Below are 24,653 nucleotides of genomic sequence, written 5' to 3' on the forward strand. Positions count from 1 at the left end.
CTCCAATGAACACAGCCACCAAACGACCCCGAGCGGGTAAACCTGATGCGTCCCTACCGAACAGCCCGAATCCGGGCTGTTCGGACGAGTCCCCTATTTGCCGTACTGGTAGAACCCGGCTCCGGTCTTCTTACCGAGCAGGCCGGCCTCCACCATGCGCATCAGCAGCGGCGGGGCGGAGTACAGCGGCTCCTTGAACTCCGAGTACATCGAGTCCGCGATGGACTTCACGGTGTCGAGGCCGACGAGGTCGGTAAGCGCCAGCGGCCCCATCGGGTGGGCACAGCCGAGCACCATCGCCTTGTCGACGTCGTCCTTGGTGGCGAAGCCCGACTCGACCATTCGGATGGCCGAGAGCAGGTACGGCACCAGCAGCGCGTTGACGACGAAACCGGAGCGGTCCGCCGAGCGCACGATCTGCTTGCCGAGGATCTCGGCGGCGAACTGCTCGGCGCGCTTGGCGACCGGCTCGCTGGTCTTGAGCGTGGTGACCAGCTCGACCAGCGGCAGCACCGGCACCGGGTTGAAGAAGTGCAGACCGACCACGCGCTCGGGGTTCGCGGTGGCGACGGCGATCTTCATGATCGGGATCGAGGAGGTGTTGGAGGCGAGCACGGCGTCGGGGTCGGTGACGACCTTGTCCAGCTCGCTGAAGATGGCCGTCTTGACCTCTTCGTTCTCGACAACGGCCTCGACCACCAGCTGACGGTCGGCGAAGTCGCTGAGATCGGAGGTGAAGCGCAGCCGCCATGCGGCCTGCTCACGCTCGCGCTCGGTGATCTTGCCGCTGCTCACGCCACGGTCCAGCGAACGCAGGATCCGGGCACGGCCCGCGGCGGCGAGTTCACGGGTGGTCTCGTAGACGAGGACGTCGACGTGCGCGCGTGCGCACACCTCCGCGATGCCCGCGCCCATCTGTCCGGCGCCGATGATGCCAACGCGCTGAATCTTCTCGCTGCTGCTCACGTCCCGCTCCTGCTGTGTGTCTGGCTGTGGGGTGGCTGGGGAGGTCATAGCGACCAAAGTATAGGGATGCCCTCCCTCACCGAGGGCTGATCGGCGAGGGAGGGCGTACACCCCTACCGGAGTAGAGGGAAGGCGTTGCCGGTCAAAGCAACTCCGAGGGGGATCAGTGGAACTGACCCTCTTCGGTGGAGCCCTTCAGGGCGGCGGTCGACGTGTTGGGGTCGACGGTGGTGGCGATGGTGTCGAAGTAGCCGGCACCGACCTCACGCTGGTGCTTGATGGCGGTGAAGCCACGCTCGGCAGCGGCCTTGAACTCGCGCTCCTGCAGGTCGACGAACGCGGTCATGCCCTCGCGGGCGTAGCCGTGCGCCAGGTCGAACATGCCGTAGTTGAGCGAGTGGAAGCCCGCCAGGGTGATGAACTGGAACTTGAAGCCCATCGCGCCGAGCTCACGCTGGAACTTCGCGATGGTCGCGTCGTCCAGGTGCGCCTTCCAGTTGAACGAAGGCGAGCAGTTGTAGGCCAGCAGCTGGTCCGGGAACTCGCTGCGAACCGACTCGGCGAACTTGCGCGCGACCTCGAGATCCGGGATACCGGTCTCCATCCAGATGAGGTCGGCGAACGGGGCGTAGGCCTTGGCACGCGCGATGCAGGGCTCGATGCCGTTCTTCACACCGAAGAAGCCCTCGGCGGTACGGGTGCCGTCCAGGAACTCACGGTCGCGCTCGTCCACATCGGAGGTGATGAGGGTGGCGGCCTCGGCGTCGGTGCGGGCGATGATCACCGACGGCACGTCGGCGACGTCGGCGGCCAGACGCGCGGAGGTCAGGGTGCGGATGTGCTGCTGGGTGGGGATCAGCACCTTGCCACCGAGGTGGCCGCACTTCTTCTCCGAAGCCAGCTGGTCTTCCCAGTGGACACCGGCGGCACCGGCCACGATCATGGCCTTCTGCAGCTCGTAGGCGTTCAGGGCGCCACCGAAGCCGGCCTCGGCGTCGGCCACGATCGGGGCCAGCCAGTTCTTGACCGACTCGTCGCCCTCGACCTTGGAGATCTCGTCGGCGCGCGACAGGGCGTTGTTGATGCGACGCACCACCGCGGGAACCGAGTTCGCCGGGTACAGCGACTGGTCCGGGTAGGTGTGGCCGGACAGGTTGGCGTCACCGGCGACCTGCCAACCGGACAGGTAGATGGCCTTCAGGCCGGCGCGAACCTGCTGCACGGCCTGGTTGCCGGTGAGGGCGCCCAGCGAGTTGATGTAGTCCTCGTTGTTCACGAGGTCCCACAGGATCTCCGAACCGCGACGGGCGAGGGTGTGCTCCTCGACGACGTTGCCCTGCAGCTTGGAAACCTGCTCGGCGGAGTAGGTGCGGGTCAGGCCCTTCCAACGCGGGTTGGTGTCCCAATCCTGCTGGATTTCCGCTGCGGTCTTCGGGGTGCCGGGGAGAGACATCTCTTGACTCCACTTCCTCGTGTGGTCGGTGCTCCACGCAGTCGGCGTGCGAATCAACCGGTGGCTGAACGCTTTCGGTTGCACATCTCGTACTGCTGGAGCAATTTGCAGGCTTGCTAGGACTTACTAGGGCCCAAGGGGTGTACTTCCAAACAATGGCACACCCAGAAATAGCCGTCTACCTGTTGGTTGTGTGAATCTCAGCTAGTTTTGCCGACGCGTTTGCTAACTTTGCGAAATTAGCGGGCCGATTGCAAGGACTCCGCCTACCAGCGAGTAGCGCTGACCTGGAGTTTTAGCATAACGCTCGTACTGTTAGCGATCATCAGGTGGGCACGCGCCGACACTCCCGAGCCTGGCAGTCTGTGAGTCGTTTCACACACCACGCCGGACACGAATGATGTGCGTGTCGTCACTCGATTCGGTCACGACGCGGGTATCGATCCCATCGCCCCCCGGAAGTGGACACTCATCCGCCGAGGCGAAAGAGTGGGCCCATGAGGATTCCGAGGATCGCGGCGGCAACGCTGACCGCGTTGGCGGCGGCGCTGAGCCTGGCGCCGGTGGCGAGCGCGCAACCGGCCGAGGCGGCAGGCACCGTCGTCGGCGTCGAGTCACTGTCCCCCGCGGCCACCCTGCCCGGATCGGCCCGCGCCGAGCGCCTGCTCTACCGCTCGACCACCGCGGGCGACCAGCCGACCACCACCAGCGCGGCCGTGTACTTCCCCGCGGGCGAAGCCCCGCAGGGCGGCTGGCCGGTGATCGCGTGGGCACACGGCACCGTCGGACTCGGCGACGACTGCGCCTACAGCGTGGCCGGCCCCGCTGCGGTCGAGCGGGACCGGGCCTACCTCGGCACCTGGTTGAAACAGGGCTACGCGATCGTGGCCGCCGACTACGCGGGCCTGGGCGGACCCGGCGAACATCCCTATCTGAACGGCATCGCCGAAGCGCACAACGTGGTCGACGGGGTCAAGGCCGCGACCGAGCAGTACGCGTCCCTGTCGAACAAGTGGGCCGTGGTCGGCCAGTCCCAGGGCGCCGGCGCCGCGGTGTTCACCGCTCGCTACGCCACCGAATTCGGCGGCACCGGCCTGGACTACCGCGGCGCGGTCGGCACCGGCGTGCCCGCCTACATCGAGGACGTCATCGGGCTCATCGGCCCCGGCGTACCCCCGATCGCCCTGAGCTCGCACCTCACCGCGTACGTCCTCTACATCCTCAGCGGCCTGCGCACCACCTACCCCGACCTGGACATCGACGGCCTGCTCACCGACACCGGCCGGACCTGGCTCGCCCGCGCCCAAACCGGCTGCATCGGCCCACTGGGCGACGAGCTGGCCGCCGCGAAGCCCTCGGTCGGCAGCATGTTCGCCCGCCCGCTGTCGTCGATCCCCGACGTCCACGGCCTGCTCACGCGCTACATGGGCCTGCCCGAATCCGGCTTCGACCGCCCACTCTTCCTGGGCCAGGGCCTGCGGGACACCGACGTGGTCACCCCCGAAACCCTCCGCTACGCCGCGGTCCTCCAAGCCAACGGCCAGCCCGTCACCTTCCACACCTATCCCACCGACCACGACGGCACCGTCAACGCCTCCCTGGTCGATTCCCTCCCCTTCGTCAGCGCGTTGTTCGACTGACGACGAGCACGACAACGGCCCCGCGCTACGCCGAGTAGCTTGGGGCCGTTGCTGTTTCGATACGTAGAGTCGAACGGGTGAGAATGATTCGATCCGCCGCCCTGGCCGCTTTCGTGCTGCTGCTCGCACCGGCTTTCGCGCACGCCGACCCGCCGCCGATCTTCACCCCGGAAGAGCAGTGCGAGACCACGCGCACCCTGGTCGACAACGTCCGCGCCGCGAAACCGGATGCGACGCCGGAGGAGATCGCGGACACGTTCGTCGACTACATGGACTCCATGGGCGCCTACAACCGCGTTCCACAGGCCAAGGAATCCGATCGCCAGATCACGCTGAGCAATATCGAACGCTGCGGTTTGGCCTAGACACCGAGCCGACGTCGGCCCCTTAGAGGGGTCGACGTTTCGCGTCAGTTGCCCAGGAGCCGGACGCCCGCCGGATACACCTTGCGCCAGTGCTCGGCGATGTCGATGCGGCGGGTTATCCACACCCGGTCGTGGGATTGGACGTGGTCGAGGAAGCGTTCCAGGGCGGCGGTGCGGGCGGGACGGCCAGCGATACGGCAGTGCAGACCCACGGAGAGCATCTTCGGGGTGTCCTCGGCCCCTTCGCGGTAGAGGACGTCGAAGGCGTCGCGCAGGTGGGCGTAGAACTCCTCGCCGTTGGCGAAGCCCGCCGGGGAGGCGAAGCGCATGTCGTTGGTGTCGAGGGTGTACGGAACCACCAGGTGGCTCTGGCCGCGCACCTCGGTCCAGTAGGGCAGGTCGTCGGCGTAGGAGTCGGAGTCGTAGACGAAACCGCCCTGTTCGACGACCAATTCGCGGGTGTTCGGGGAGTCGCGGCCGGTGTACCAGCCGAGCGGGGCGGAGCCGGTGAGCTCGGTGAGGATGCGGATCGCCTCGGCCATATCGGCGCGCTCGATATCGCGATCGATCAGCTGATAGGACTTCCATTGCAAGCCGTGGCAGGCGATTTCGTGACCCAGTTCGGAAAAGGCCGCCACCGCTTCGGGATTGCGCTGCATGGCTCGCGCCACCGCGAAGACGGTGAGTGGCAGGTCACGCCGTTCGAAGGCGCGCAGCACCCGCCACAACCCGGCGCGCGAACCGTATTCGTAAAGCGATTCCATGCTCATGTGCCGGTTCGGGAAGGCATCGGCGGGCGTCATCTCGGAGAGGAAGGTCTCCGAATGCGGCGAACCGTCGAGGACGTTGTTCTCCCCGCCCTCTTCATAATTCAGCACGAACTGCACGGCGATCTGCGCGTCGTCGGGCCATTGCGGGTCGGGCGGATTCGGCCCGTACCCGACGAAATCGCGAACATCGCGCCCACCCGTCGCCCGGCCACCACCGCCCATGGAATCGCCGCGCGATACTGCGCTCATCCGAGCTCCCCGTAGAGCCGCAGCCGCGCGAGGCCGCCGTCGGGATAGATGTCGAGGCGTACCTCCACGACGGAGGCGGCTGCGGGCTGTAGCACGAACCGGTGGCGGGTATCGGGCAGCAGATCGGTGCGCGACAAGAGCTCGACTTCGGTTCCGTCACTGATGAATCCGGTGAGCGAGGCCGCGCCGGGGCTGTTGCCGAGGAAGCAGGAGGTGTCGATCTCGGCCAGCCGGATCGCCCCCGGGCCCGCGAGTTGGATTCGTACCCAGTCGTTTCCGTCGTCGCGGCGGCGTGCCGTCTCCCAGCCGTCGCCCATTTCCCTGGCCAGGCCGGGGTAGAGCAGCTGGTTGGGCGAGCTGTAGAACCGGTTGGAGCAGTCGAGCACGACGGCGCCGTTCTCCAGCGCGGCGAGATCGAGTGGGCCGAGGCCGAGCAGCGCGGGATCGGGGCGGCCTTCGCCGTGCACGCGCAGGCGGGCGACGCCGCCGTCCGGATGCATGGTGAGTTTCACATGGGTCCAGCGGTTCTCGCTGTCGATGGCGAAGGGGTTGCGGCTGTCACCACCGACCTTCACGCGGTCGAGCAGGGTCACCCAGTCGGTGCGGGCCGCGATCTGCTCGGCAGGCGGGTAGCCCTCGATCGCCAGCGCCGACAGCGATACCTCGGGCGGGAAGTTGCCCTTGAACCAGGCGGTGTCGACCACGACGCCACGGATCACGCCGGGCACGCCGAGGCGCACGACGGCCGAATCGTCGCCGGGCTTGCCGCGGTGCCTGCGGGTCTCCCAGCCGTCGTAGACCTGGCCCTTGTGGCCGAACGTCGCCGGCTGGTACTCCGACGGACCCGGGCTGACCAGGTTCTCCTTCTCCGCGAAGAATTCGTCGTTCGCCCAGATCACGGAACCGCCGAGGGTGCGGACGGCCAGATCAGGGAGCAGGGTGAAATCGTCGCTGCCGGTGAATCGGCTCACGGGTGCCTCCTGGGGTCGGGTGCCATATTACTGGTATACCGCTATTTGTGCCGGGCTCATCACGTCGCGCGCACCCGTCGAGCGGCGAGATCGAGCAGAACCTCGCCGGTCAGACCCGGCGCATCGGCGAGCAGTTCGGCCTCGGCGAACGCACCGGCACGCAGGCCGCGCAGCACGGTGCTCGCCAAGGCTTCGGCGGTCGCGGGCTCGTCCATCACACCCCCGCCACGCCGGTCCAGGTAGGCGATCAGGCGCGGCACCGCCACCTCGCGCGCGCCGCGGAAGAAGTCGTAGGTGGCGAGCCAGCGGGTGATCAGGTGGCCGGGGTGCATGTCCCAGCCCTGGTAGTAGCCGCGGCGCAAGGCCCGCTCGACCAGGCGGTGGTGGTTGGCCATGGCACCTTCGGGATCGACGTCGGGGACGATCTGGGTGGAGCCGTCACAGATCCACACCCCCGTCTGCGCGGCGGCGACCTGCATCACCGACTTGGCGTAGTCGGCGGCGGGATGGTCGAGGGCCTGATCGGTGGCCGCGATGCCGCAGGCGGCGGTGTAGTCGTAGGTACCGAAATGCAGTGCGCTACAGCGGCCGTCGGCCAGGTGGATCATCTTGACGATGGGCGCGGTGCCGTCGGGGGCGACAATCGCCTGCGGGCTCTCGATCTGGAGCTCGAAACGTAGCGACCGTTCGGGCAGGCCGTGGCCGCGCTCGAGTCCGGTGCACAGATCGACGATCGCCGACACCTGTTCCGCGGCGCGGATCTTGGGCACCGTGAACACGAATCCGGGCAGTGCGCCGCCCGCCCCGTCGAGGACGAGTTCGAGAGTGCGCAACGCGCGCCGACGTTCGTTCGCGGCCAGACCTTTCGTCCGAACACCGAACGAGACCGGTGCGCCGGGCTTGTCGGCCCATGCCGCCAGCGCCTCGCCCGCCGCCTTCGCCGCCGCGTCCTCCTCGTCATCGGCCCGGAACCCGTAACCGTCCTCGAAGTCGATGCGCATGTCCTGCACCGGCCGGTCCGTGAGTCGACGGCGCACGGCCGGGAGCGAACCGGTGACATCGAGACCGACGAGGAAGTCGGCGTGGCGATGCAGTAGCTCCAAGGCGGTGGCGCCCCACTCGGCGGGGGTCTGCGCGGTGGCGCGGTCGGCCGGCACGTAGGCGGTGTGCACGGGTTGGACCCGGTCACCGGCTCCTGGGTAGCGCACGCGCAGTTCGGCGTCGACGGAGTCGAGCACCGAGTCGATGCGGGCTCGAATATGTTCGGGCAGGCGAGTATTCACCCGGCGGTTCCTTCCTTGACGGCCCGCCACACACGATCGGCGGTCATCGGTAATCGGTAAGGGCGGACACCGACGGCGTCGCGGATCGCGTTCGCCAGGGCGGGGGCCACCGGGTTGTAGGGGGACTCACTCATCGATTTGGCACCCAGCGGGCCCAGTTCGTCACTGGTTTCGGCGAAATACACCTCGGTGCGGGGCAGATCGGCGAACTGCGGAACGTGATAGTGGCGCAGCGTCCGTGTGGTCACCACGCCGGACTCGGATCGCATGTCCTCGTAGAGCGCGGTCCCGATCGCCTGGGCGACGCCGCCTTCCACCTGCCCACGCAGCTGCACGGGGTTCAGCACCGTGCCAGCGTCGGCGACCTGGACCGACTGCAATATCTGTACCGCACCGGTCGAGGGCTGGACCGCCACCCGGAACGCGTGGACATTGAAGCTCACCGAGCGCGGGGTGCCCGCGTGGGTGCCGTGGGCGACGAGCTCGCCGTCGGCGAGCAGTTGCGCCGCGGTGATCAGTTCGTCGCCGCAGCGCACGCCGCTCGCTTCGAGCAGACAGTCGCGTTCGGGGTGACCGCTCACCTTCGCCGCCCTCGCCAACATCATCGCGTGCAGTTCGAGCGCCGCCGCGTAGGAGGCTTTGCCCGCGACCATGGTGCCGGTGGAGCCGAACGCGCCGGTGTCGTGGCCGACCACGTCGGTGTCGGACTGACGGATCACGATTCGCTCGGCGGCGGTGGCCAGCGCCGTTGCCGCGAGCTGGGCGTGGACGGTGGTGGTGCCGTTGCCGAATTCCGCGGTGCCGACCCCGATTTCGTAGCGGCCGTCGGGCAGCAGGCTCGCCGTGGCATCGGCATGATGTCCGCGCGGGGGCACGGTCGCGATCATCGCCACCGCCATGCCCTCCCCCACCTGCCAATCCGGTCCGGGCGCGGCGACACCGTTGCCGCGCAGGAGCGCCCGCTGGGCGGTGTCGAGGCACTGGTCGAGGCCGTAACTACCGAAGGTCAGGTCGGACTCGTCGATTTCGGCGGCGGTGAACCGATCGCCCGGGATCACCACATTGCGACGGCGGAATTCGAAGGGGTCGATGCCGAGTTCGCGGGCCAGTTCGTCGATCGCCGACTCGACACCGAAGATCACCTGGCCGAGTCCGTAGCCACGGAACGCGCCAGAGGGAACGTTGTTGGTGTACACCGCTTGTGCGTCGACCCGCTTGTTCGGGCAGCGGTAGACGGCGACCGATTCGCCGACGGAATGGAACATCACGCCGGCGCTGTGGTTGCCGTACGCGCCCGCGTCGGCGAGTACGTCCACCGAGAGCGCGGTCAGGATGCCCGCCGCGTCGGCGGCCACGGTGACCGCGACCCGCATCGGATGACGGCACGTGGCCGAGGTGAATTCGTCGGTCCGAGTGAACTCGTATTGCACGGGATGCCCGGTGCGGAGCACGGCCAGGGCGATCAGGTCCTCGGCCAGCATCTCCTGCTTGGCCCCGAAGCCGCCGCCGACGCGAGTCGCGAACACCCGCACGCGGTCTCGACCCAGCCCGAACAGGTGGCACAGTTCGTCGCGGACCAGGAACGGCACCTGGGTACTCGAGCGAACGACGAGCCTGCCCGTGTCGTCGAGCCAGCCGATCCCGCCATGGGTCTCCAGGTGCACATGCTGCACGCGCGGCGAATTCCACACGCCGCTCACCACTTTCGCGGCCTGCTCGATACCGGCTTCGAAATCACCGACACCACCGTGGATCTCGGCGATCAGATTGCGCCGCGCGTCGGCGATCCGTGCCGAGTCCGGCTTGTCGGCATGCAGCACCGGCGCTCCATCGGCCAACGCTGCCTCGGGCTCGAAGACCGCGGGCAGCACCTCGTACTCCACGTGCAGCGCTCGCACCCCCGCACGTGCGGCGTCCAGGGTCTCCCCCACCACCGCGGCTACCCGCTGCCCCACGAACCGGACCGTGCTGTCGAGCACGAAGGTGTCGTCCGGATCGTCCTCGCGCAGTTCGTGGCGAGCCGTGGAGAACGCGGTTCGCGGTCCATCCACATGTGTCAACACCACACGCACACCCGCAACAGCCCGCGCCGCGGCCACGTCGATGGACACGATCCGCGCATGCGCGTGCGGACTGGCCAGCACGGCCAGATGCCACGGGGCCACCGGCGGCATCCGCTCCCCCGCCCCCGGCACCACATCCATCGTGAACGCCTCCGCACCCCGCACGATCCGCGCCCCAGCGGGCGCCCCCACACCGTCTCCGATCTGCCCCGCCCGATACTTCCGCCGCATCACCCCACCGACCCGCGCCTGCGCCCCCACCACGGCAGACACCCCGACCCGCGGCCCCTCCGCCGCCGACACCGTGGTGACCTCACCGGCCAACCGGCCCGGGTGACCGTGTGTCACATACGACTCGACAGCAGGGCCCGCCGCATCGAACGACTCACCGGATCGCGCCACCTCGTCGCTTCCCGGCCGAACATCTCCTCCACCGATCGAATGAGCGGACCGACCGTCATCGCTACGCACCGCGGGGGCCGGGTACGCGTCGGGCGAAGCTTCAGCGGGGGATGATTCCGCGCCCGCCTGCTTCGCGACTTCTTCGGCAACGCTGCGCGTGCCTGACGAACTATCGTCGAATCGGTCAGCAGTCGCCTCACCGAGCCCGGACGTCTCTTCCGCGACATGGGTCCGCGTCGAGGCGTTCGCCGCACGATGCCCCTTCCCCGTGCACAGTGGGCCGGATTCCTCCGCGCGGTGCGGCGACGAGTCGGCCTCGCCAGTTGTACACAGTGATGCACAGGGTGCGGCCAAGGCGTCGGCGATGGCGCGATAGCCCGTGCAGCGGCACAGGTTTCCCTTCAGCAGCTCGGCGCGTTCGGCGTCGGTGACTGCCTGAGCAGGCAAGTTGTCCACAGCTGTGTCGGGGCGGGCGGCGGCCAGACCCGATGCTGTCACCACCATTCCCGCAGTGCAGAAACCACATTGGAAAGCGGCGTTCTCGACGAAGCCGCGCTGCACCGGGTTCGGGGTATCCACATCGCCGAGGCCCGCGGCGGTCGTCACCGCGCGGTCGGCGGCGCGGTGGGCCGGGATCAGGCAGGAGTGGACGGGTTCGCCGTCGAGCAGCACCGAGCAGGCTCCGCAGTCTCCGGAGTCACAGCCCTTCTTGACCGCGAGCTCGCCGTGCTCGCGGAGCAGCGTGCGCAGGCACTGGCCGGGCCGCGCGGTCACTTCGACCGCGCGGCCGTCGATATCGAGCCTCATGAACCACCTCCGTGTTCCGTGGTCAGCACGATGCGGCCGCGCAGGCCGCCTCGGGCCAGTCGGGTGTGCGCATCGGCGGCTTGCTCGAGCGGCAGGGTGCCGGCCACGCGCAGGGCGAGGTCGTAGCCGGCGAGCGTGGCCAGGGCTGCGCCGTCGGCGCTGATCCAGGCGTGGTGAACGCGAATGCCGCGCAACGGAACCGGGTCGGCGCCACCGACGACGGTGACGAACGACCCCCGGTTGCGCACTGCGGCAAGCGCTCCGGCGCTCAGGCCCGCCGTGTCCAGGACGGCATCGACACCACCGGGCACCAGCGCGCGGACCGCCTCGGCCAGGTCCGGCGTCTCCCGCGGCACTACCCACTCCGCACCGAGCCCGCGCACGAAGCCGGCGTCCTCGGCGCCGACCTGCGCGATCACCCTGAGTCCACGCCACCGCGCGGCGATCTCGACCGCGAAACCGCCCACCGCACCGGCCGCGCCGGTCACCAGCACATTGTCGCCTTCGGCGAGATCGAGCAGATCGAGCGCCTGAAAAGCGGTGAGCCCGTTCAGCGGGAGCGTCGCGGCCTCCGCCGCCGAGCGGCCGACGGGAGCCGCTGCCACCGCCGACGCGTCGAGCACGAGGTAGTCCGCGTAACTGCCCAGCGACCGGTCGAGCAGATCACGAAGCCCGATCACGGGCTGTCCCACCGCGAAACCGGGCACCCCGGCGCCGACCTCGTCGATCTCGCCCGCCACGTCCCAGCCGATCCCGGTCACCGGTCGCGGCGCCATCAGACCGGCTTCGACCAGCGCACCCGCCCTGGTCACCGCGTCGACCGGGTTCACCGCGGCCGCCGACACCCGGATCCGCACCTGACCTGGCCCCGGCGCGGGCACCGGCACCTCGACGAGTTCGAGTGCTTCCGGTCCGCCGAAGGTATGGACGACAACTGCGCGCATGATGATCTCTCTCTTCCGTAGGTACTGACCGAACCTAGGGAGAGCTACTCTCTATCGGGAAGTACGCACTGCGAAGTGCCTACCGCACGCGAGGGAGAGCGATGAGTACGCGGACCGCCGCCGAGCGCCGCGCCGAGGCGGGCGCGGCCTACAACGCCTACGTGGCCGAATGCCCGGCGCGGCAGCTGCTGGACCGGATCGGCGACAAGTGGGTGAGTCTGGCGATCAACGCGCTGGCCGACGGTTCGCTGCGCTACAGCGAACTGAACCAGCGGCTGGCGGGGGTGAGCCAGAAGATGCTCACCCAGACCCTGCGCAATCTCGAACGCGACGGCCTGGTCACCCGCACCGTGCTGCCCGAGGTGCCGGTTCGCGTCGAATACCGGCTCACTCCGCTCGGCGAGGACTTGCTGCCGGTGATGCGCACCATCAAGGGCTGGGCCGAGCAGCACATGGATCGGGTGCTCGCCGCCCGCGCCGCCTACGACGCCACGCGCTGAACTCACGACGCCTCCCGCAGTTCGGCGGCCACCTCTGCGGCCAGCAGCCCGGTCACGTGCTCGCGCCAGTCGGGCGCACCGTGTGGATCGTCGAACCACACGTCGGGATCGATCTCGGCCAGCGCGTTGTTCAGCTCGGATGGCGAAGGGACGGAATCGAAGTCGAGAACGATCGGGCGAACGGTCGCCGCGGTGACGGTGATCGCGCACCGGCCGTCGGCCGCACACCTGCCCATCACCACCGACCCGGAACGCCCGAGCGGAGCCAAGGCCACCTTGCGAAAGCTGGTGCGCGCCACCAGGCTCGAGGTGGGAACGACGAACGAGCGCACGACCGCGCCCGAGCCCAGCAGGTTCTCTCCCGGTCCGGTGACGAAGTCGCGCAGGGAGATTCGTCGCTCGCCACCGCCGCGCGGCCAGATCACCGCAGTCGCGTCCAAGGCGACGAGCGCGCCGAGCACCGCGCCTGCGGGCAGTGACAGACACACGTTCCCGCCGACCGTCGCCGTACGCCAGATCTTGTGCGAGGCCAGCAGCGCCCGGCAGGACTGCGCGAACAGCGCCGTACCCGGCCACTCCGGTCGCATGGTCGAGGTGCCGAGTTCCCGGCCGGGACGGGCACCGGCGAACTCCGCCAGCGTGCACGTCGCGGCGATCTCCAGCCCCGGTGCGGACTCGGTCAGCGGCGCCCAGCCCAGGGTGGTGATGTCGACGAGCGTATCGAGATGATCGTGCGGTTCGGAGAACAGGAAAGTACCGCCCGCCAGCACCGCGCTGCCCGCTCCGACCTGCGCCAGATCGGCGCGTTCGCGGGCGAGAACAATCTCGGAAACAGTGTCCAGATCCACGTTCACCTCGCTAACCTCACCGGCCACAGTAGGGGCCGGGAGTTGCCACGATGTTGCACGAAACCCGCGCCAGATTGCGCCGCGGTTAACCCGGTGTACGCCATCCAGTGTGCGCCGATCCAGGCAAAACCGCAGATCAGCACGCCGACGACGAGCATGGCTGTCGGCCCGACATCCGAGCTCACGTGCCGACCGGCGCGCGGATGACGTCACGGCCCGCCCCCGCCGCGCGTGATCACACGCCGGGGTCCGAGCGTGATCACGCACCGGCCAGCAGCGTGGCCTGGGCCTGGGCCACCTCGGCACCCACCGACGCCTCGTCCACCGTCAGCACGACATCGTCGCGAACGACCTCGCGCCCGTTCACCAGCAGTGCGGCCAGCGGCGGCGCCGAGCCGAGGATCAGCGCGACGACCGGGTCCTCGATACCGGCGTGAGCGGGCGTATCCAGCCGCCACAGCGCCAGATCCGCCAGCTTGCCCGGCTCGATGGATCCGATCTCGTCGGCCCGCCCGAGTACCCGCGCACCACCCATCGTCGCCAGCTCCAGCGCCGTGCGCACCGTCATCGCCCGCGGACCGCCGACCGCCCGCGCGTACAGCAGCGCGTTGCGCGGTTCCTCGATCATCGAACTGGACTCGTTGCTGGCCGCACCGTCGACTCCGAGGCCGACGGGCACACCGGCCGCCACCAGGTCGGCGGTCCGTGCGATCCCCGCGCCCAACCGGCCGTTGGAGGTCGGGCAGTGCGCGATCCCGGTCCCGGTGCGCGCCATCGCCGCGATCGCCGGATCGTCGAGGTGCACGGCGTGCGCGTACCAGACATCGTCGCCGAGCCAGCCCAGCTGCTCCATGTACTCGGCGGGCGTGCACCCGAACTTCTCCTGGCAGAAGTCCTGCTCGTCGAGGGTTTCGGCGAGGTGCGTGTGCAGCCGGACGCCCGCGGAACGGGCCAGCGCCGCGGACTCGCGCAGGAGATCGGCGGTCACCGAGAACGGCGAGCAGGGTGCCAGCGCTATCCGCACCATCGCGTCGAACGACGGGTCGTGCCAGTCTTCGATGGCCGCCGCACTCGCGGCGAGGATGTCGTCGATCGACTCCACCACGGAGTCCGGCGGCAGCCCGCCCTTGCTCTGCCCGAGATCCATCGACCCACGCGCCGGGTGGAAGCGCAGCCCCACCTCGACCGCCGCGCCGATCTCGGCGGCGAGTAGGTCACCGCCGCCGCGCGGGAACACGTAGTGGTGATCCGACGACGTCGTGCACCCACTGCGCGCCAGCGAGACCAGCGCGCCGGTGGCCGCCGTCCGCACCGACTTCTCATCGATCCGCGCCCACACCGGATACAGCGTGGTCAGCCACTCGAACAGCGTGTTGTCGGCGGCCAGCCCACGGGTGATCCATTGGTACAGGTGGTGGTGGGTGTTGACCAGACCGGGCGTGAGCACGCAGCCGCGCCCGTCGATCCGCGCGACCTCCGGCCCGAACTCGGGCGGTGCACCCGCGCCCACAGCGTCGATCTTGTTGCCGCGCACCGTGACCCAGCCGTCGCGGTATTCGGTGCCCGTCGCGTCGACGGCGATCACCGCACAGCCGTGAATCAGCAGATCGGGCGCGCTCACGGCTGCCACGCGATCCCCGCATCGGGCGCGTCCGCTCGCGCCAGGGTGGCGTGGATCGAGCCGTAGGGCCGGTCAGCCGCCCAGAAGACCTCACCCTTGTTCTCGATCTCGAACCGCGCGAGGTCGTAGTCGAAGTGGTGTTTGTTCGGCGCCGACAACCGGATCTCGGCCAGCACCGGAAAGCGTTCCAGCGCGGCCGTTCCCATCGCGTACAGCGTCTGCTGCAACGCCTTGGAGTACGTGGTGGCGAAGAGCTCGAGCAGCGTGGCGCGGATCCCGGCGTACACCTCGTCCCAGTCGAATCCGCTGGTCTCGGCGAACCGCCACTGGACCACCAGCGAACTGGCCAGCACGCGATCGTGGGTCGGCGCGAGCGTCGTGTACTCGTCGGTGAGGAAGTCGGCGAACTCCGATCCGGTCGACTTGAGCAACACCAGGTCCTTGATCCCGCCGATCACCCACCGCTGCTGCTGCGCGCCCTTGCCCGCCACGGTCACCGCGGCCGTGCGCACCTCGGGGCCCTGACGCACCCAGGTGTGATCGTGTTCGGCACCGTCGACCGAAACCCGCTGCCAGCCATAGGAGTCCACGTCGATACGCGCACTCGACACCGGATCGACCGAGTCCACGAAATGCTTGCCCAGCGCGATCGCGTAGTCCTCGATGGTGTCGAGACCGGGCTTCTTCGAATACACGAAGGCCATGTGCTTCTGGGTGTCGGTGGGCAGAACGTGACGCTGGTCACCATCGGTGTATGCCGCCTCGAAATCACCGCGCAGGGTGGTCGAGACGTTCACGTCGCGAATCTCGTGGCGCGCGTTCTCTTTGTAGAAACGCACAACCCGATTCTCGGCTTTGCCATATCGATTGTCGGTCAACACGATCGGACCGGTCAGTGCCATCTCAGCTCCCTCGGTAGGTGGAAAAGGCGAACGGCGACAGCAGCAGCGGCACATGCAGATGCGACTGCTCACCCACCGTGAACGCGACGCAGACTTCCGGATAGAAGGTCTCGGTGCCCTGCGCCGCGAAGTAGCTGCCGGTATCGAAGAACAGCCGGTAGTCGCCCGGATTGAGTCCGGCCGCCAGCTCTTTCACCCGGCCGTCGGCGTCGGTGAGCGCCTCGGTGAGCCGCTGCTCCCCGCGCATCAGCAACACCGCGACACCTGCGGCGGGGACCCCGCGCACGGCGTCGAGCACGTGGGTACTCACGCTCGTCATGGCGTCACCAGCCCCGCCAGGCGCAGCCGGTTGATCTTCGTCAGTTCTGTTCGCATGACCTGCCTTTCAGTAGACGGATCGTTGTCCAACCGCGCGCGCAAGATCGCCAGCAACTCCTCGCCGCTGCGACCTGCCGCGCAGACCAGGTAGATATGGCCGAACTTCGCCTCGTAAGCGCGATTGCCCTCGGCCAGCGCCACGCGCACGTCCTCGCCCGCCACCCCGGACTGCTCGCGCGCGGAGGCCGCCGAGGTCGGGCGGTCACCGATCCGCGGGTGACCGGCCAGCGCCTCGTCGATCTCGGCGTCGTCGAGTGCGGCCGTTCCCGCCTCGGCCGCCGCCAACAGCGCGTCGGTGGTGGCATAGGGACGCGCGGCCGCGATCGCCCGCGCCCAGCGTGGCGCCGAGCAACAGGCAAGCAGCGCATCTTCGGCAGTCTTCGCAGGTAGATCGTTGAAACCCGCGAGGCTCAGCCCTTCGCTCGTCATCGATCCAGCATCGCGCGATCCCCGGCCCGCCGCCACCGATGTGCAGTCCATCACGTCGGCGTGTCGTCGCCGGTGCGCTCCCCTGCTGTAATCGACCGGCAACATTGCGTCATTACCTTCGCTCACATGCCTCCACTCGACCGTTCCGCGCACGCCTCGTGCACGGGCATCGTCCTCGCGGCGGGTGCGGGCACGCGATACGGCAAACCCAAGGCACTCGCCGAGGACGGCGCCTGGTTGCGTTCGGCGATCACCGCCCTGCGCGACGGCGGCTGCGATCCGGTGGTCGTCATGCTCGGCGCGACCGGACCCCATCCGGCCGCCCTCGGACTGCCCGACGGCACCCGATGCCGGTGGGTCGCCGACTGGGCGACCGGACTCTCCGCGACGGTGCGCGAGGGCCTGCGCGCCGCCACAGAAACCGACACCCGTTACGTGGCGTTTCTGCCCGTCGACATCCCCGATATCGGGGGCGATGTGGTCGCCAGAGTGCTCGCCGCGGCGCGCGCGAGCAAGAGCGGACTTGCCCGTGCTGTGTTTCACAACACACCTGGACACCCCGTTGTGATCGAGAACAAGCACTGGGAAGCCATTTCCGAAGTAGCCGCAGGCGATATCGGGGCCGGTTCCTATTTGGGCGGTCGACAGGATATGGTGTGCGTCACGTGCGACGACTTGGCGACAGGGACCGATCGCGATTTCCCGGAAGTCGGCGCACGGTGATCGGAGTTGTGAGATATGCGCGATATCGTCGATGACCTTCTGCGAGTGTGGCATTCGGGCCGTACGGGCGGCCTCGCCACCGTGGTCCGTACCATCGGCACCAATTCCCTGCCCATCGGCTCTTCGATGCTCGTCACCCCCAACGGTGGCGTCTTCGGATCGATCGCCTCCGGACGGCTGGAAGAGACCGTCTACGACGCGGCATTGGAAGCGGGTCGCACCGGCGTCCGGCAACTGCGTCGCTACAGCATGCTCACCGGTCTGGAATCGAGCGCCGACGACGGAACGCTCGTCGATATCTTCGTAGAACCGTTCTCCTGCCGCGATTTTCCCGAATTCCCCACTATCGCCGCCGATATCCAAGCCCATCGCCGGGTCACCGTGTTCACCGTGGTGTGGAATCAGGATCCCGATGTCATCGGCCAGCATCTGGTCACCGATCGCAAGCACGCAACCGAACTCGTAGCGCTGCCCGAGTCGGATCTGTTCGTCGCCTCGTACTGCCCGCCGCCGCGCCTGATCATCTTCGGCGCCAACGCCTACGCGGCCACGCTCGTCGCGCAGGCGCGGATGATCGGCTACCGGGTGACCATCTGCGACTCGCGTCCCGAGTTCGCCGACCCGGCCTCGTTCCCGGGCGCCGAAGTGGTCGTCGACTGGCCGCATCGCTACCTCAACACCCTCTCGGCCGCGGGCGAGGTCGACAACAGCACCGCCATCGTCGTGCTGGCCAACGAGCCGCGCTTCGAGATCCCGCTGCTCACCGTCGCGTTACGACTACCCGAGCTCGGCTACCTAGCCGCCCTCGGCACCCCTGCCGACCAGGCTCGTCGCCTCGACGACCTGCGCGCGGGCGGCTTCGACGAGCCGACCCTGTCGCGCGTGCACGTACCCGCGGGCCTGGAAGCGGGCCCGCGCACTCCCGCCGAGACCGCCGTCTTCATCACCGCCGACTTCCTCGCCTCCCGCGCGGGCCTTCGCCTCGCGGCTCAGCGCGACTACGGGTCGACAGCCGCTGTGGGTATGGCCATTTGATGTACCGGTCGGCGCCACGGCTTCGCGGCGCCGACCGGGTTCTTATTTCAGGCCCGGGTTCTCGGCGTACACCTCACGCAGGACGGACAGGTCGAAGAGCTGGCCGGCCTTGATGTCGATCTTGGCGGTACGCAGCGCGGCGATGTTCTGCTCGATCAGCGCGTCCGACATCGTCAACAGGCCGTCGGCCCTGGTCGACGCCGAGACGACCAGGTCGTTCTGCGCGATGGCCTCCTTGCTCTGCTCGGCGAGGTCGAGTTTCAGGTCCTTGCCGTAGACCTCGACGGCCAACCGCGCAGACTCGGCGGGGTTGGCGACAGCGTCCTTCCAGCCCTTGATCTGGGCGGTCAGGAAGGCCTTGAGCTTGTCGCGCTCGTTGTCGATGGTGTGCTGGCTCACCGTCAATGTCTCCGCGACCAGCGGCAGACCGAAGTCGGCGAACAGGAAGTGGTCGTTGGCGAAGCCCTTGGCAGCCAGGGTGATCGGCTCGTTGGTCACATAACTCACCCAGCCGTCGACCTCGCCGTTGGCCAGCGGGGTCGGATCGAACTGTGCGGGCACCACGGTGACATCGCCGGGACTGATGCCGTTGGCCGCCAGCAGGGCGCTGAAGATGAGCTGATTGGTGTCCTGCACACCGATCTTGCGGCCCTTCATCTCCATGGGTGATGTGATCGGCTTGCCCGCCGAACTCACGATCGCGAACGGGTTCTTCTGATAGGTCGCGCCGACGATCTTGGCGGGTAGTCCTTCCAGCACGGCGGGCGCGGTGGTCTGCGGCGCGGAGAGGCCGAGCCAGATCTTGCCGGTATCGAGACCGGCTTCCACCGAAGTCGACGCCGCGCCACCCGCGACGAGATCTACCGCACCGAATCCCGCATCCTTGAAATAGCCCTTCGAATCGGCGAAATACTCACCCGCGAATTCGATGTTCTTGATCCAGGACAACTGGACAGCGACCTTGCCGAATTTCGAGCCGTCGTCGGTCGAGCCGTTCGAGGAAGTGGCCGAACTACCGCCGCAGGCGGCGAGCAGCCCGGCGCCGCCGAGCGCCGCGCCGGTCAATGCGGAAAAGCGGAGAAAGGAACGACGGTCGATACTGTTCATACGCAAAATGTAGGTTCGATGCGTTTCGTTCTCTTTGCCGCCACGTTCCGCCGCTATTCCTTACTTTCCGGCGCTCGGGCCGAAGCGCGCGAGCACCACGTTCTCGATCACGCCGACGATCGCGTACAGCAACACCGATACCACCGTGACCACCACGATCGACGCCCACAGCCGGTTGTACTGGAACATCGGGATGGCCCGTACCAGGCTCGCGCCCAATCCTGTTCCACTGCCCAGCCATTCACCCAGCAGGGCGCCGATCAACGCGCCGGGCACCGAGACCCTGGCCGCGGCGAACACCGACGGCAGCGCGGCGGGCACCGCGACCATCCGTAGTCGCGTCCACCGTGTGCCGCCGTAGGCCGTCACCAATTCCATTGCCTGCCTGGGCGCTTCGCGCAGGCCCGTCATGATCATCACCAGGGCGGGGAAGAACACGACGATCGCCGTCAGCACCGTCACCCCCGCCGTGCCTCGGCCGAAGATCAGCACCACGATCGGACTCAGGGCGACCAGCGGCACCGACCGCAACAGCATCGCGACCGGCATGAACGTCTGCCGCACAGCCGAATACAGCACGAACAGCGCGGCCACGCCGATCGCGCCGAGCATCCCGACGACGAACCCCGAAGCCGCGTCACCGAGAGTGATCGCGAGGTCGTCGAAGATCGCCTGCCGCGCCGCAGGCGCACCCGCCGAAGTGACCAGATAGGCCCACACATCCGACGGCGTCTTGCCCACTCGCGGCCCGATCTGCGGGAACAGGCGAAGAAACAGCGTCCAGATGACGAGCAACAGAATCAGCGACGTCGCCAGCGGCAGCAGGAAGCGGCCGATCCGGCGCGCGACGGTGGTGGTCATCGCCCCTCCTCCACCGTCGTCCACGGCGTGATCAGGCGGGCCGCGCCCGCCACCAGCAGGTACCCGAGCCCGGCCAGCGCGGCCGCGGCGATCGCCATGCCCCAGGTGCGTGGCACGTTGTAGGCCGTCTGGGCCGCGGTGAGCGCGACTCCGATGCCGCTGTCGACGCCACCCAGATACTCACCGATGATCGCCCCGAGCACCGCCGACGGCGCGGCGATCTTCAAGGCGGCGAACGTATTCGGCAGCGCGGCGATGGCCTGCACCCGATACAGCTGCTGCCAGCGGCCACCGCCGTAGGCGCGCACCAGATCCAGGCTCGCTGGATCGGCCGAGCGCAATCCACTCACCGCGCCGACCATGGTGGTGAAGAAGCAGTACATCGCGGCCAGGAACACCGTGGGCGTGCGCCCGCCGAACACCACCAGGATGATCGGGCCCAGCGCCACCAGCGGCGTGCAGTAGCTCAGGATGGCCAGCTGGGTCGCGAGGGGTTCGATCCGCGGCGCCAGCATGATCAGCGCCGCGACCCCGATCGCGAGCACGTTGCCCCAGAGGAAGCCCTGCAACGCCCCGATCGCGGTGACCTGGAAGTTGGGCCCGTAGAGGCCCCACCCGTCCGACCACATGGTCGAAAGGACCCGCCCCGGTGAGGGAATCGTCCCGCCCGCGGTTCCGGCGGCGGCCAGCGCCCACCACAGGGCGATCAGCACCACCACACCCAGTGCCCCGGCCACCCGGCCCAGGTCGGCCGGGATCCGCCGGGCTGTCACCACACTCATGCCACCCCACCCCGCCCGAAGAGTAGCTCCGACAGGTAGTCACAGAGCTTGTGGAATTCGGGTGTGCGCATCATCTCGGGTGTGCGCGGACGCGGCAGGTCGATCTCGACCAGTTCCAGCACCCGGCCCGGTCGCGGACTCATCACCGCCACCACGTCGGACAGGAACACCGCCTCGCCGATGCCGTGGGTGACCATCAGTGTGGTCGCGGGCTTCTCGGTCCAGATGCGCAGCAGTTCCAGGTTCAAGCGCTGGCGGGTCATGTCGTCGAGCGCGCCGAACGGTTCGTCGAGCAACAGCACCGACGGCTGCACGACCAGCGCTCGCGCGATCGAAACCCGTTGGCGCATACCGCCGGACAACTGCGCGGGCTTGGCCTTCTCGAACCCCTCCAGCCCGACCAGCGCGATCAGTTCGGCGATCCGGTCCGGTTCGGCGGGCAGCCCGGCCACCTGCAACGGCAGCCGGATGTTCGATTCCACACTGCGCCACGGCAGCAACGCCGAATCCTGGAACGCGATACCGAGCTCGGCGCCACCGCGCAATTGTTCCGGGGACATACCGTTGATCCGCGCGGTACCCGCACTCGGCTCGTCCAGGCCGGCCAGAATCCGCAACACCGTCGATTTGCCGCAGCCCGAGGGCCCGAGCAATGACAGGAATGCGCCGTGAGAAGTCCGCAAATCGACCGAGTCCAGCGCGTCGACAGTGTTGCGGCCCACTGTGAAGGTCTTGCTCAACCCACTGATCTCGATCCCGGTGGTCGCGCTACCGGGGATTTCCTTACCCATGCTCGTCACCATAAGAGCGCCTGGTTGCGGCGGCATTTCCGAATCACAGCCCAGATTGCGCCCCCGTAAACCGTGCTCGAGGTCACCATAAAAGTGAACCGGTAACGATTCGGTCCTGTGAGAGGACATAGAGTGTCGGAGGATCTGACAGCCCTGCAGGCGTCGAGCGCATATGCTCTCGGCGACCGGGGGAAGCACTGCGATGACGTGCCCGACAGGGCCCGTGGACTGGAACCGACTGTTCGATGAAGCTCTCTGCACTACGTACCGTGGCCGCGCTGCGCACCACCGCCGTGGCTCTGACCGCCGCATTGTCGGTGGCCGTTGTCGCCGGTGGCGCCGCGACCGCCGAACCCGAGAAGCCCTCAGCCGTGTCGTCCATCGTCAAAGACGGACGCGTGTGGCATCTGAAGGTGTACTCGGCGGCGATGAAGAAGGACATCACGATCGACGTGCAGCGTCCCGTCGACGAGTCCAAGCCGGCCCCCAACTTCTACATGCTCAACGGCCTCGACGGCGGTGAGGGCACCGCCAGCTGGGCTGCGCAGACCCAGGCGCTCAGCTTCCTGGCCGACAAGCAGGTCAATGTGATCCAGCCGATCGGTGGCCGCGGCAGCTACTACACCGACTGGAAAGCCGAAGACCCGAAGCTGGGCCTGAACAAGTGGAGCACCTTCTTCACCCAGGAGCTCCCGCCGCTGCTCGACGGCGCACTGAACTCCACCGGCCTGAACTCGCTGGCCGGCCTGTCCACCTCCGGCACCTCGGTGCTGCAGCTGGCCGAGGCCAACCCGGGTCTGTTCAAGTCCGTCGCCGCCTACAGTGGCTGCGCGCAGATCGCCGACCCGATGGGCAAGCAGGCCGTCAAGTTCTCCGTGGAGACCTGGGCCGGTGGCAAGACCGCGAACATGTACGGCCCGGACAACGATCCCGCGTGGGTCGAGAACGACCCGGTCATCAACGCGGAGAAGCTGCGCGGCACCAACCTCTACATCTCCAGCGGTAGCGGCATGCCGACCAACGCCGACGTGGCCTACTACCTCAACGGTTCGCCCGGCCCGATGGGCGTGATCAACCTCGGTCTCGGTATCGGCATCGAAGCGGCGACCAACGCTTGCAGCCAGAACCTGAAGACCAAGCTGGACTCGCTGGGTATCCCGGCGACCTACCAGTTCACCCCGATGGGCACCCACTACTGGCCGTACTGGGAGCAGGCGCTGCACGAGTCGTGGCCGCTGCTCGCACAGGGCATGGGTATCTGATTTCCCACTGAAAACGGGAGGCATCCGGATTCGGATGCCTCCCGTTTCTGCGTTGCCGGCAGCTACGTGGTGGGCGCGACCGCGGTGCGCACCGTGAGCCCGGAGCGGATGAAATAGGCGATCTCCTCGCAGATCTCGTCGACCGAGATCGCGTCGCCGGGAACGGTGGCGTGCACCATCTCCTGGGCGAGGGAATTCACGGCGCCGATTACCGCGAGGCCGAACAGGTGCAGGCTGCGCGATTCCGCTTCGCCCCGTTCGGCGGCGCGCTGCGCTTCCCGGGTGAGCAGTGCCGAAATCGACCGCCGCTGCGCGCGCCGCCATTCCTCCACCACCGGACTCACCCCGACGACCTCGACATAGAACACCCGCGCCGCCCGGCGATCACGGCAGGTCACCGCGAGGAACGCACGGAAACTCTCCACCACGCGGACCACCAGCGGCTGTTCGCTGGTGTGCTCCAATGCCTCGTCGAGGCGCCGTAACGCGGCCGCGTTCAACCGGTCGACGAGTGCGATCAGTAATGCCTCACGGCTACCGATGTCTTCGTAGAAACTGCGGGTCGACACATTCGCGGTCGAACACAGCCGCTCGATCGAGGTCGACGAATATCCCTGGGTACCGAATAGTTCCAGCGCCGCGTCGGTCAACCTGTTGCGGCGTAGCGCGACTCGCTGCTGGCGCGACAATCCACCGTAACTACGACCACTATCGGTTACATCCGCACGCCGAACCACGGATGCATGCTAGCGCGCGATGGCCGGGCAGCCGGGCGATTCGCCATTGTCGCCGCGAGCGAATTCCGCTGGCGTATCGGAATTGTCGAACTGGCGATGATCAATTCTGTTCGGTAGTGGGTTCGCCGTCGTCGAGCGGTTCGGCCAACGGCCAGCCACCGGCGGCCAGATGCGAAGCCACCCGCGAGACGTCGTCGGGCGCGGGCTGCTGCTTCGCGAAATCGGCGATGGCGGCCGCGATTTCGGCCTCGCTGATCGATTCCCGATTCGGATTCGCCTCCACCAGTTTCTCCCCGATCACCGTCACCTCGTAGTCGGTGAGGTGGCGGTGCAGCACGGCGAACAAGGCGACATAGTCGGACTGGGGAATGCCCTGTGGATAGCCCGCGCGCAGCCACCCGAGCACCCGCGAGAGCAGGTTGCCACGGACCGGCGGGGTCGCGGGGGTGGGGTTCGGATCGGTCATGGCTTCCTCACTCATGATTGGCCGAACAGGTGGATGCCGAACTGGTGGGCGATGAACGCCTTGGCGGTGAACAGGATTCCGGTGATCACCACGACGACGATGAGGACCAGACAGGTCACCGCGCCCGCCAGCGCCGGATAGTTGCGCCGGACTCGGCCCTCGGCGTCGACGGTCTCGGCATTGCCCCACCACCGCACCGCGAAGGCGAAGACCGCGGGCACACCCGCGCCGAAGATCAGCGCGGCGAGCACCACTTCCCACAGTGAACTCAGATTGGTGATCACGGTGTGCACGATCG

General features: G+C 68.0%; 25 protein-coding genes. 6 read left to right on the forward strand and 19 right to left on the reverse strand.

Features of this window, described 5'->3' with window-relative positions:
- Positions 1-93: 93 nt before the first annotated feature.
- Together ACWDXS_RS19995 and aceA are read right to left on the reverse strand one after the other, a co-directional pair.
- The gene (locus tag ACWDXS_RS19995; protein ID WP_358186489.1) at positions 94-966 is read right to left on the reverse strand and encodes a 3-hydroxybutyryl-CoA dehydrogenase; all 873 of its coding nucleotides are present in this window, start codon (positions 964-966) and stop codon (positions 94-96) included.
- 163 nt (positions 967-1,129) lie between these two features.
- Positions 1,130-2,419, reverse strand: a complete 1,290-nt coding sequence (aceA, locus tag ACWDXS_RS20000) for an isocitrate lyase (protein WP_067450000.1) — start codon at positions 2,417-2,419, stop codon at positions 1,130-1,132.
- 497 nt (positions 2,420-2,916) lie between these two features.
- Between aceA and ACWDXS_RS20005 the strand changes: the two genes are divergently transcribed.
- Positions 2,917-4,059 (forward strand): alpha/beta hydrolase, encoded by a 1,143-nt coding sequence (locus ACWDXS_RS20005; RefSeq protein ID WP_449967611.1) that lies wholly within the window; start codon positions 2,917-2,919, stop codon positions 4,057-4,059.
- Positions 4,060-4,136: 77 nt separating this feature from the next.
- Entirely contained in the window at positions 4,137-4,424 is a 288-nt protein-coding gene (locus ACWDXS_RS20010; protein ID WP_449967614.1) for a hypothetical protein, read from the forward strand.
- A gap of 44 nt (positions 4,425-4,468) precedes the next feature.
- On the opposite strand, the gene puuE is transcribed toward ACWDXS_RS20010, so the two are convergent.
- The 5 genes from puuE to ACWDXS_RS20035 are packed head-to-tail and all read right to left on the reverse strand — an operon-like array spanning position 4,469 to position 11,913.
- Entirely contained in the window at positions 4,469-5,416 is a 948-nt protein-coding gene (puuE, locus tag ACWDXS_RS20015) for an allantoinase PuuE (RefSeq protein ID WP_387445884.1), read from the reverse strand.
- Positions 5,417-5,439: 23 nt separating this feature from the next.
- Positions 5,440-6,414: an allantoicase gene (alc, locus tag ACWDXS_RS20020; RefSeq protein WP_449967617.1), complete on the reverse strand. Its 975-nt coding sequence runs from the start codon at positions 6,412-6,414 to the stop codon at positions 5,440-5,442.
- 59 nt (positions 6,415-6,473) lie between these two features.
- On the reverse strand, positions 6,474-7,697 hold the full coding sequence (locus ACWDXS_RS20025; RefSeq protein ID WP_449967620.1) for a DUF6986 family protein: 1,224 nt from the start codon (positions 7,695-7,697) through the stop codon (positions 6,474-6,476).
- Complete coding sequence (locus ACWDXS_RS20030) at positions 7,694-10,969, reverse strand: molybdopterin-dependent oxidoreductase (RefSeq protein ID WP_449967622.1); 3,276 nt, start codon at positions 10,967-10,969, stop codon at positions 7,694-7,696. Before ACWDXS_RS20030 ends, ACWDXS_RS20025 begins: the two co-directional genes overlap by 4 nt.
- Positions 10,966-11,913: an NADP-dependent oxidoreductase gene (locus tag ACWDXS_RS20035; RefSeq protein ID WP_449967625.1), complete on the reverse strand. Its 948-nt coding sequence runs from the start codon at positions 11,911-11,913 to the stop codon at positions 10,966-10,968. Before ACWDXS_RS20035 ends, ACWDXS_RS20030 begins: the two co-directional genes overlap by 4 nt.
- A gap of 101 nt (positions 11,914-12,014) precedes the next feature.
- Between ACWDXS_RS20035 and ACWDXS_RS20040 the strand changes: the two genes are divergently transcribed.
- A complete protein-coding gene (locus tag ACWDXS_RS20040) occupies positions 12,015-12,413 on the forward strand; it encodes a winged helix-turn-helix transcriptional regulator (protein WP_378633974.1) in 399 nt (132 codons plus the stop codon).
- 2 nt (positions 12,414-12,415) lie between these two features.
- Here the strand turns inward: ACWDXS_RS20040 and ACWDXS_RS20045 are convergent, their stop codons facing one another.
- From ACWDXS_RS20045 to uraD, 5 genes are all read right to left on the reverse strand, one after another.
- On the reverse strand, positions 12,416-13,267 hold the full coding sequence (locus ACWDXS_RS20045; protein ID WP_449967629.1) for an FAD binding domain-containing protein: 852 nt from the start codon (positions 13,265-13,267) through the stop codon (positions 12,416-12,418).
- Positions 13,268-13,520: 253 nt separating this feature from the next.
- Positions 13,521-14,891 carry an 8-oxoguanine deaminase gene (locus ACWDXS_RS20050; protein ID WP_378991113.1) on the reverse strand — a complete coding sequence of 457 codons (1,371 nt, stop codon included), beginning with the start codon at positions 14,889-14,891 and terminating at the stop codon, positions 13,521-13,523.
- Positions 14,879-15,784: a factor-independent urate hydroxylase gene (gene pucL, locus ACWDXS_RS20055; protein WP_387445620.1), complete on the reverse strand. Its 906-nt coding sequence runs from the start codon at positions 15,782-15,784 to the stop codon at positions 14,879-14,881. Before pucL ends, ACWDXS_RS20050 begins: the two co-directional genes overlap by 13 nt.
- Position 15,785: 1 nt before the next feature.
- Positions 15,786-16,103 (reverse strand): hydroxyisourate hydrolase, encoded by a 318-nt coding sequence (gene uraH, locus ACWDXS_RS20060; RefSeq protein ID WP_378991115.1) that lies wholly within the window; start codon positions 16,101-16,103, stop codon positions 15,786-15,788.
- On the reverse strand, positions 16,100-16,717 hold the full coding sequence (gene uraD / locus ACWDXS_RS20065) for a 2-oxo-4-hydroxy-4-carboxy-5-ureidoimidazoline decarboxylase (RefSeq protein ID WP_449967634.1): 618 nt from the start codon (positions 16,715-16,717) through the stop codon (positions 16,100-16,102). Before uraD ends, uraH begins: the two co-directional genes overlap by 4 nt.
- Here uraD and ACWDXS_RS20070 point away from each other — a divergent pair, their 5' ends adjacent.
- Positions 16,718-17,314, forward strand: coding sequence for a nucleotidyltransferase family protein (locus tag ACWDXS_RS20070; RefSeq protein ID WP_449967637.1), 597 nt, complete (start codon positions 16,718-16,720; stop codon positions 17,312-17,314).
- Between the two features lie 15 nt (positions 17,315-17,329).
- A complete protein-coding gene (locus ACWDXS_RS20075; RefSeq protein WP_378991121.1) occupies positions 17,330-18,349 on the forward strand; it encodes an XdhC family protein in 1,020 nt (339 codons plus the stop codon).
- Positions 18,350-18,391: 42 nt separating this feature from the next.
- Here the strand turns inward: ACWDXS_RS20075 and ACWDXS_RS20080 are convergent, their stop codons facing one another.
- From ACWDXS_RS20080 to ACWDXS_RS20095, 4 genes are read right to left on the reverse strand one after another with little or no spacing between them, the layout of a single operon-like run.
- On the reverse strand, positions 18,392-19,456 hold the full coding sequence (locus ACWDXS_RS20080; protein ID WP_449967640.1) for an ABC transporter substrate-binding protein: 1,065 nt from the start codon (positions 19,454-19,456) through the stop codon (positions 18,392-18,394).
- Positions 19,457-19,516: 60 nt separating this feature from the next.
- Positions 19,517-20,317 (reverse strand): ABC transporter permease, encoded by an 801-nt coding sequence (locus ACWDXS_RS20085; RefSeq protein WP_378633951.1) that lies wholly within the window; start codon positions 20,315-20,317, stop codon positions 19,517-19,519.
- Positions 20,314-21,099, reverse strand: coding sequence for an ABC transporter permease (locus ACWDXS_RS20090; protein WP_449967645.1), 786 nt, complete (start codon positions 21,097-21,099; stop codon positions 20,314-20,316). Before ACWDXS_RS20090 ends, ACWDXS_RS20085 begins: the two co-directional genes overlap by 4 nt.
- A complete protein-coding gene (locus ACWDXS_RS20095) occupies positions 21,096-21,890 on the reverse strand; it encodes an ABC transporter ATP-binding protein (protein ID WP_378991129.1) in 795 nt (264 codons plus the stop codon). Before ACWDXS_RS20095 ends, ACWDXS_RS20090 begins: the two co-directional genes overlap by 4 nt.
- 245 nt (positions 21,891-22,135) lie before the next feature.
- Here ACWDXS_RS20095 and ACWDXS_RS20100 point away from each other — a divergent pair, with 245 nt between their 5' ends.
- Positions 22,136-23,152 carry an alpha/beta hydrolase gene (locus ACWDXS_RS20100; protein WP_378991131.1) on the forward strand — a complete coding sequence of 339 codons (1,017 nt, stop codon included), beginning with the start codon at positions 22,136-22,138 and terminating at the stop codon, positions 23,150-23,152.
- A 62-nt stretch (positions 23,153-23,214) separates the two neighbouring features.
- Here ACWDXS_RS20100 and ACWDXS_RS20105 read toward each other — a convergent pair whose 3' ends face one another.
- The 3 genes from ACWDXS_RS20105 to ACWDXS_RS20115 form a co-directional block, all read right to left on the reverse strand.
- Positions 23,215-23,889 (reverse strand): TetR/AcrR family transcriptional regulator, encoded by a 675-nt coding sequence (locus ACWDXS_RS20105; RefSeq protein ID WP_379298752.1) that lies wholly within the window; start codon positions 23,887-23,889, stop codon positions 23,215-23,217.
- Positions 23,890-23,989: 100 nt separating this feature from the next.
- Positions 23,990-24,355 (reverse strand): DUF3349 domain-containing protein, encoded by a 366-nt coding sequence (locus tag ACWDXS_RS20110; RefSeq protein ID WP_378633940.1) that lies wholly within the window; start codon positions 24,353-24,355, stop codon positions 23,990-23,992.
- 11 nt (positions 24,356-24,366) lie between these two features.
- Positions 24,367-24,648, reverse strand: a complete 282-nt coding sequence (locus ACWDXS_RS20115) for a hypothetical protein (protein ID WP_378991133.1) — start codon at positions 24,646-24,648, stop codon at positions 24,367-24,369.
- Between the last annotated feature and the right edge of the window lie 5 nt (positions 24,649-24,653).

Source organism: Nocardia sp. NPDC003183 (assembly GCF_053590715.1).

What these genes read in the sequence shown, in the direction of transcription:
- ACWDXS_RS20090 (WP_449967645.1), bottom strand. Translation starts at nt 21,099, where the DNA reads ATGAGTGTGGTGACAGCCCGGCGGATCCCGGCCGACCTGGGCCGGGTG.
- ACWDXS_RS20085 (WP_378633951.1), bottom strand. Translation starts at nt 20,317, where the DNA reads ATGACCACCACCGTCGCGCGCCGGATCGGCCGCTTCCTGCTGCCGCTG.
- ACWDXS_RS20005 (WP_449967611.1), top strand. Translation starts at nt 2,917, where the DNA reads ATGAGGATTCCGAGGATCGCGGCGGCAACGCTGACCGCGTTGGCGGCG.
- ACWDXS_RS20100 (WP_378991131.1), top strand. Translation starts at nt 22,136, where the DNA reads ATGAAGCTCTCTGCACTACGTACCGTGGCCGCGCTGCGCACCACCGCC.
- ACWDXS_RS20070 (WP_449967637.1), top strand. Translation starts at nt 16,718, where the DNA reads ATGCCTCCACTCGACCGTTCCGCGCACGCCTCGTGCACGGGCATCGTC.
- ACWDXS_RS20080 (WP_449967640.1), bottom strand. Translation starts at nt 19,456, where the DNA reads ATGAACAGTATCGACCGTCGTTCCTTTCTCCGCTTTTCCGCATTGACC.
- pucL (WP_387445620.1), bottom strand. Translation starts at nt 15,784, where the DNA reads ATGGCACTGACCGGTCCGATCGTGTTGACCGACAATCGATATGGCAAA.
- ACWDXS_RS20110 (WP_378633940.1), bottom strand. Translation starts at nt 24,355, where the DNA reads ATGACCGATCCGAACCCCACCCCCGCGACCCCGCCGGTCCGTGGCAAC.
- ACWDXS_RS20095 (WP_378991129.1), bottom strand. Translation starts at nt 21,890, where the DNA reads ATGGGTAAGGAAATCCCCGGTAGCGCGACCACCGGGATCGAGATCAGT.
- ACWDXS_RS20075 (WP_378991121.1), top strand. Translation starts at nt 17,330, where the DNA reads ATGCGCGATATCGTCGATGACCTTCTGCGAGTGTGGCATTCGGGCCGT.
- ACWDXS_RS20030 (WP_449967622.1), bottom strand. Translation starts at nt 10,969, where the DNA reads ATGAGGCTCGATATCGACGGCCGCGCGGTCGAAGTGACCGCGCGGCCC.
- ACWDXS_RS20040 (WP_378633974.1), top strand. Translation starts at nt 12,015, where the DNA reads ATGAGTACGCGGACCGCCGCCGAGCGCCGCGCCGAGGCGGGCGCGGCC.
- aceA (WP_067450000.1), bottom strand. Translation starts at nt 2,419, where the DNA reads ATGTCTCTCCCCGGCACCCCGAAGACCGCAGCGGAAATCCAGCAGGAT.
- ACWDXS_RS20035 (WP_449967625.1), bottom strand. Translation starts at nt 11,913, where the DNA reads ATGCGCGCAGTTGTCGTCCATACCTTCGGCGGACCGGAAGCACTCGAA.
- uraH (WP_378991115.1), bottom strand. Translation starts at nt 16,103, where the DNA reads ATGACGAGCGTGAGTACCCACGTGCTCGACGCCGTGCGCGGGGTCCCC.
- puuE (WP_387445884.1), bottom strand. Translation starts at nt 5,416, where the DNA reads ATGGGCGGTGGTGGCCGGGCGACGGGTGGGCGCGATGTTCGCGATTTC.